The sequence below is a fragment of the Micromonospora sp. LOL_021 genome, assembly GCF_048060215.1.
Lineage (GTDB): Bacteria > Actinomycetota > Actinomycetes > Mycobacteriales > Micromonosporaceae > Micromonospora_E.
In genome coordinates, this window is record NZ_JBHMIN010000062.1 from 25,082 (window position 1) to 31,496 (window position 6,415).

Annotated in this window: 3 protein-coding genes; 2 read left to right on the forward strand and 1 reads right to left on the reverse strand. The window is 71.7% G+C overall.

Annotation, left to right across the window (positions count from 1 at the left end; genetic code table 11):
* Positions 1 to 87 precede the first annotated feature (87 nt).
* Positions 88 to 1,329: an FAD-dependent oxidoreductase gene (locus tag ACFHWT_RS27725; protein WP_416597623.1), complete on the forward strand. Its 1,242-nt coding sequence runs from the start codon at positions 88 to 90 to the stop codon at positions 1,327 to 1,329.
* A 40-nt stretch (positions 1,330 to 1,369) separates the two neighbouring features.
* Here ACFHWT_RS27725 and ACFHWT_RS27730 read toward each other — a convergent pair whose 3' ends face one another.
* Positions 1,370 to 4,048 carry an MGH1-like glycoside hydrolase domain-containing protein gene (locus ACFHWT_RS27730; RefSeq protein WP_416597624.1) on the reverse strand — a complete coding sequence of 893 codons (2,679 nt, stop codon included), beginning with the start codon at positions 4,046 to 4,048 and terminating at the stop codon, positions 1,370 to 1,372.
* 175 nt (positions 4,049 to 4,223) lie between these two features.
* Between ACFHWT_RS27730 and ACFHWT_RS27735 the strand changes: the two genes are divergently transcribed.
* Complete coding sequence (locus ACFHWT_RS27735; RefSeq protein ID WP_416597625.1) at positions 4,224 to 6,155, forward strand: amylo-alpha-1,6-glucosidase; 1,932 nt, start codon at positions 4,224 to 4,226, stop codon at positions 6,153 to 6,155.
* The last annotated feature ends 260 nt before the right edge of the window (positions 6,156 to 6,415 follow it).

Consider the following 6,415-nt stretch of genomic DNA (forward strand, 5'->3'; position numbering starts at 1 on the left):
ACCCCGTCCGGTGGGTCGGACGGATCGCCGTGGTCACGCTATCGTCGATTTATTCAACGCGTGATGAAATTGATGGAGGTGGGCGCGATGGACACTGACACTGCCGACTGTGTGGTCGCCGGTGGTGGACCGGCCGGCATGATGCTCGGCCTGCTGCTGGCCCGAGCCGGGGTGCGGGTCGTCGTCTGCGAGAAGCACGAGGACTTCCTGCGGGACTTCCGTGGCGACACCGTCCACCCGTCGACGTTGCGGCTGCTCGACGAGCTCGGCCTCGGCGACCAGTTCGCCGCCCTGCCGCAGACCCGGATCCACCAGGTCGCCTTTCCGACCGGCGAGGGCCGGCAGATCGTCGTCGGGGACCTACGCCGGTTGCACACCCCGCACCCGTACATCGCGATGGTGCCGCAGTGGGACCTGCTCAACCTGCTGGCCGGGGCGGCGTCGGCCGAGCCGACGTTCACCCTGCGGATGGGGACCGAGGTGACCGGCCTGCTGCACGACGGTGACCGGGTCGCCGGGGTGCGCTACCGGACTGCGGACGGTGTGACCGGCGAGATCCGCTCGGCGTTGACCTTGGCCTGCGACGGACGCTGGTCGGCGGTACGGCGCGCGGCCGGGCTGCGGCCCCGCGAGTTCCCGGTGCCGATCGACGCCTGGTGGTTCCGGCTGCCCCGACGGGACACCGACGATCTGCCGGGCCTGGTACCGGCCGCCGGCCACGGCGCGATGGTCGTGGTGTTCCCCCGGGAGGGCCACCTGCAGGTCGCCTACATCGCCCGCAAGGGGACCGACGCCGAGCTGCGTAGCCGCGGGCTGGCGGCGTTCCAGCGCCAGGTGGCCACCGTCGCGCCCCGGCTCGCCGACCGGCTCGACGCGCTGACCAGCATGGACGACGTCAAACATCTGGACGTACGGGTGAACCGGCTGCGCCGCTGGCACCGCGACGGCCTGCTCTGCATCGGCGACGCCGCGCACGCGATGAGCCCGGTGGGCGGGGTCGGCATCAACCTCGCCGTCGCCGACGCCGTCGCGGCGGCGACCCGGCTGGCCGAGCCGCTGCGCCGGGGCCGGATCACCCCGGCGGAGCTGGCCACGGTACGGGCCCGCCGGGCCCTGCCGACCGTCGTGGTGCAGACCCTGCAGCAGAATCTGCACCGCACCATCGTCCAGCCGATCCTGGACGGTCGGCGGGTCGGCCCGCCGGCCCCGCTGCTGGCCCTGATGCGCCGGTTCCCAGCGGCGTCGCTGCTGCCCGCCTACCTGATCGGCATCGGACCGCGTCCCGAGCACGCACCGGAGTACGCCCGCCGGTGGGGTCAGCCAGGCTGAACCCACCGGTCGGCACCGGACCGGGCCGCCCTGGGCAGGATCAGCGGGTCCGGCCGTCGTCGGGGCGGTCGGCCCGCACCGTCAGGATCAGGTCGGCGACCAGCGCCGTCCAGCCGGTCTGGTGCCAGGCGCCCAGGCCGGCGCCGTTGTCGCCGTGGAAGTACTCCGGGAAGGCGATCAGGTCCCGCCAGTCGGGGTGCTGCTGGAACGTCTCGGCGGCGCCGTAGATCGGCCGCCGGCCGTACCCGTCGCGCAGGAACAGCGAGATCAGCCGGTGCGACAGGTCGTCGGCGATCGCGTTGAGGGTGCGCTTGGAGCCGGACCGGGTCGGGTACTCGATCAGCAGGTCGTCGCCGAAAAAGGTGGCGAAGTCCCGCAACGCGCAGACCAGCAGGTAGTTGGTGGGCATCCAGATCGGGCCCCGCCAGTTGGAGTTGCCGCCGAACAGCCCGCTGGCCGACTCGGCCGGCTCGTAGCCGACGGTGAAGTCCTGTCCGCCGAGGGATACGGTGAACGGCTCGTCGAGGTGCCGCCGGGACAGGGTGCGCAGCCCGTACGGGGAAAGGAACTCCTCCTCGTCGAGCATCGGGGCGAGGATCCGCACGATCTGCTCCGGGCCGACCATGGACAGCAGCCGGTGCTGCCGGCCGTCGCCGGCCAGCCGGCGGGCACCGATCACGTCGGCGTACTCCGGCTTGTTGGTCAGGAACCAGCGCAGCCGGGCCGCCAGCTCGGGCAGCCTGGCCAGGGTGCCGGAGTGCAGCGTGGTGGTGGCCGCCAACGGCAGCAGGCCGACCACCGACCGCACCTTCAGCGGCAGAGTGTCGCCGTCGGGCAGCCGCAGCTGGTCGTAGAAGAACGAGTCCTCCTCGTCCCACAGCCCCTGGTCGTAGGCGGCGGCGGCGATGTAGGCGAAGTGTTCCAGGAACTTGGTGGCGATGTCGGTGTAGGTGTGGTCGTGCACCGCCAGGGTCAACGCCATGTCCAGCATGTTCAGCGCGTACGTCGCCATCCAGCCGGTGCCGTCGGACTGTTCCAGCACCCCGGCCACCGGCAGCGCGGCGGACCGGTCGAACGGCCCGACGTTGTCCAGCCCGAGGAAGCCGCCCTCGAAGACGTTGTTGCCGTTGATGTCCTTGCGGTTGACCCACCAGGTGAAGTTGAGCAGCAGCTTGTGCATGATCCGGGCGAGGAACTCGAAGTCGCGCCGGCCGTCGATGTCGAACACCCGCAGCGCCGCCCAGGCGTGCACCGGCGGGTTGACGTCGGCGAACGCCCACTCGTACGCCGGAATCTGCCCGTTGGGGTGCATGTACCACTCGCGCAGCAGCAACAGCAGCTGGTCCTTGGCGAACTGCGGGTCGACGCGGGCCAGCGTCGAGCAGTGGAACGCCAGGTCCCAGGCGGCGTACCAGGGATACTCCCAGGGGTCCGGCATGGAGATGACGTCGAAGCTGTTCATGTGCCACCAGGCGGCGTTGCGGCCGTGGCCGCGCCCGTCCGGCGGCGGTGGGCTGGCCGGGTCGCCGGCCAGCCACTGGGCGACGTCGAAGTGGTAGAACTGCTTGCCCCAGAGCACACCGGCGAATGCCCGACGGGCGACGAGACGTTCGTCGTCGGTGGCGGCGGCCGGAATGACGGTGTCGTAGTAGCGGTCGGCCTCGGCGTGCCGGGCGGCCAGCGTCGCGGCGTGCCCGGCACCGAGGTTGAGCCGGGGCGGCGGGGTGTTACCCGGCGGCGGCGCGGTCAACGTCAGCCGCAGCCGGATCCGGTCCTCGCCGCCGGCCGGCACGTTCAGCACGTAGTGCAGTGCGCCCTTGGTGCCGGTCGACTCCGGGTTGACCGTGTCGGCGCCGTCGACGACGTGGTCGTTGATGCCGTCCTTCGGGTACGGGGTACGCGACGGCAGCCCCCAGAGCCGTTCGGCGTTGCTGTCGTTGTCGCACAGCAGCGGGGTGGGATCGCCGTCGCCCTGCAGCACCAGCTGCCCGAGCACCCAGTGGTGGCCGACCAGGCGGTCGCCGTCGCCGGTGAGCACCGGGATCTGGTCGCGGCCGGGCAGCCCCCACGCCCAGGTGTTGCGGAACCACAGGCTGGGTAGGACGTGCAGGCGGGCATCGGTGTCGCCCCGGTTGGCCACGGTGATCTCGATGCACATGTCGGTCGGCCCCGCTTTGGCGTAGTCGACGGTTACCGCCCAGTACCGGTCGTCGTCGAAGATGCCGGTGTCGACCAGTTCATACTCGGTCTCGTCGCGGCCGCGCATACCGTTGACCGCGACGAGACCGTCGTACGGAAAGGCGGCCTGCGGATAGTGGTAGCGCCAACGCATCCAGGAGTGGGTGGGCGTGGAATCCTCGTACCACCAGTAGTCCTTCGCGTCCTCGCCGTGGTTGCCGCCGTCGCCGCCCAGGCCGAACATGCGCTCCTTGAGGATCGGGTCCTCGCCGTTCCACAGCGCCAGGCCGAAGCAGAACGTCTGCCGGTCGTCACAGACGCCGGCCATGCCATCCTCGTTCCAACGGTACGCCCGGGATCGGGCATGATCATGCGGAAAGTAGTCCCACGCCGTACCGTGCTCGCTGTAGTCCTCCCGTACCGTTCCCCATGCCCGCTCTGACACGTAGGGCCCCCATGCCCGCCACGGATGCTCACCCGCGTCGGCTTCCACCAACCGGGTGCGCTCCGGATCACGATACGTCCGCCTGGAGTTGACCATGACGGTCATTCTTCCTGGGACGTGTTTCCGGCACTTGTCGGACCGTCACCTTGCCGGCACCCCAGCACCGTTTCGCCGGCCTGTCACCGCCGCGCCCCACACCGCCACCGCCCCGCCCACACCGCCCGCCACCGGCCCGCTGCCCTCTCGCCGGTCGACCAGCCATGGAGGAACATTGCTCGACATCAGCTTCGGACCGCAGGTCTGCGGCGACCTGGCCGCCGGAGCCAGCCGGGAGTGGCTGGTCACCGACGGTCGGGGCGGCTACGCGATGGGCACGGTCAGCGGTCTGCGTACCCGCCGTTACCACGGCCTGCTGGTGGTCGCCGGGGCCACCCCGGCGGCCCGGCGGGTCGGGCTGGTCAGCCTCGACCCGGCGGTCACCCTGCCGTCCGGCGCGCAGGTCCGCCTCGGCGTACACGAATGGGCGTCCGGCGTGGTCGACCCGCCCGGCCACACCTTGCTGGAGCGCTTCGACCTGACCGACGGGGTGCCGCGCTGGCGGTGGCGGATCGGCGACGTGGTGATCGAACGGGAGATCGCGATGACGCACGGCTCGCCGTGCGTGGCGGTCACCCACCGGCTGGTCAGCGGCGGACCGGTCACCCTCACCCTGGCCGCCGTCACCACCTGGCGGGACGCGCACGGCGAACGGGACGGGCAGGCTCCCCCACCGCGGATGGACAACGTCGACGGCGGGACGGTGATCGAGGGCGCGTTCCGGATACACGGCCCGGACTGGGTGCCGGCGGGCAACTGGTGGGACGGCGTGTACCACCGCGAGGAGGCGGCGCGTGGGCTGCGGGCCGAGGAGGACCTGTGGTACGCGGGCAGCTTCACCGCCACCCTCGACGGCCCCGGCGCGGTGGCCGAGGTGACCGCGTGGGCGGAGCAGCTGGAACAGGTGCCGGCCCGGGCGGCCACGATCGTCGCCGCCGCCCGGACCCGCAACCGGGCGGTGGTGGCGGCCGCGAAACCGGCCGACGCCGTCGACGCCACGCTGGCCCTGGCCGCCGACGCTTTCGTGGTGCGCACCGGCTCCGGGCCGGACGTGGTGGCCGGCTACCCGTGGTTCGGGGCGTGGTCACGGGACACGCTGACGTCGTACGAGGGGCTGTTCCTGGCGACCGGGCGGGCCGACGAGGGCCGGGAGCTGCTGCGCGGCTACGCGGCGACGTTGTCCGAGGGGATGCTGGCGAACACCGCCGACACCGGGCACGTGGAGTACAACACCGTCGACGGCACCCTGTGGCTCCTGCACGCGGTGGACCGGCACGTCACCGCGACCAGCGACATCGACCTGGCGGCCGAGCTGCTGCCGGCGCTGCGCGAGGTGGTCGCGGCGCATCTGCGCGGCACCCGATACGGCATCCGGGTGGACGACGCCGACGGGCTGCTCACCGGCGGCGCCGGCGGCGAGGCACTGACCTGGATGGACGCCCGGGTGTACGGGGTGCCGATCACCTCCCGGGAGGGCAAGCCGGTCGAGGTGAACGCCCTGTGGGTCAACGGGCTGGCGGCGGTGAGCGAGCTGGCGCAGCTGGTGGACGGTGATCCGGGGGCGGCGACGAGCCTGTACCCGAAGGCGCAGGAGTCGTTCCGGGCCCGCTACCCGGCCCCGTCGGGATGGCTCTACGACGTGCTGGACACTCCGGCGCAGTACCCGCTGGGCGGGGATCCGCACGCCGACGACGACGCGCTGCGCCCGAACCAGCTGCTCGCCTGGTCGCTGCCGTACGCCCCGTTGGAGCCGGACCCGGCACCGCTGCGGGCGATCGGCGCGGCGCTACTGACCCCGCTGGGTCTGCGCAGCCTGGCGCCGGACTCGGCCGGCTACCTCGGGCAGCACCGGGGCGGGCCGGCCCGCCGTGACGGCGCCTACCACCAAGGCACGGTCTGGCCGTGGCTGATCGGCCCGTACGTGTCGGCGGCCCGGCGGGCGGGTCTGGACGTCTCCGACGTGTTCCTCGGGCTGACCGCCCACCTGAGCGAGTACGGACTCGGCTCGGTCAGCGAAACGGCCGACGGGGATCCGCCGCACGGTGCCACCGGCTGCCCGTTCCAGGCGTGGTCGGTGGCCGAACTACTCCGGGTCCGACAAGTCTGATCAGTTGCCGTTACATCAGCGCAACGCGAATGTCTTCCCTGGTTATCCCATTGCCGGCAGTATCGTCGGCAACCCAAAGACGCGTCAGCACCCGCATTAGGTGCCTGATCGCGCATGTCCGGTGCCGATTTGAATTGAGGGGGGTCTGTCGATGTCACCTGCCGCCGACGTGATCGACATCCGCGCACCACGGTCGCAGCGGATTCTGATGCTGTCCTGGGAGTACCCGCCGGTGCTGGTGGGCGGACTGGGCCGGCACG